Below are 633 nucleotides of genomic sequence, written 5' to 3'. Positions count from 1 at the left end.
GGTGGCGAACGCCCCGGAATATGCGGCGGCCGACGCCGCCAACGTGGACGCCGCCATGCGCAGTCAGGGTTTCTGAGCCGTCGCGCCGGACCGTCCGCAGGCCTGACATCGTTGGGCCCGCGGGCGGTCCGGGCCACGCACCGGGACCGGCGCTGTTGCATCCGGAGGAAACGACACAGAGGCTCCGGCACCCACGGTCAGACGGCGCGGGCGAGCTCGGTGAACGCGGCGGCCAGCCGCAGCCGCGGGTCGGTGTCGACGGCAAGCTCGTAGTGGCCGCGGCGGATGTTCTGGACCAGGGTTGCGACGACGAGGTCGCACAGAGGACGAGGCCGCACAGAGTGAGTGAGACCGGCGGTTGGAGGACCGTGGACGGTACTGAGTCTTCAGGTTAGTGCTCGGGAGCCTGTCCCTGCCCTGGCAAGCGCGCGCGTGCACTCCACGCGTTGGGTGTGAAGCCCGGGGAAAAGCCCAAGAACCGATGTCCATCCGTCGGGAACACCTTTCCGCCTCGCTTGCCAGGCCCAGGCTGTCTGGCAGTGCCGGCCTGTCCCGTCGTTGTCAGGGCTGCTTCTCGCCCTCCCCGTCACCAGGGCCGCGCGAAGGGCACTTTCCGTGCCGACTGGTTACTCT

General features: G+C 69.4%; 1 pseudogene. It reads right to left on the bottom strand.

What is annotated here, in order from left to right:
* Positions 1-197 precede the first annotated feature (197 nt).
* Positions 198-299: pseudogene (locus G6R25_RS24445) on the bottom strand (IS6 family transposase); the annotation flags it as partial.
* Positions 300-633: the final 334 nt, after the last annotated feature.

The organism is Candidatus Frankia alpina (assembly GCF_902806485.1).
Classification (GTDB): Bacteria; Actinomycetota; Actinomycetes; order Frankiales; family Frankiaceae; genus Frankia; species Frankia alpina.
This window is presented reverse-complemented; position numbering and strand designations above follow the sequence as displayed.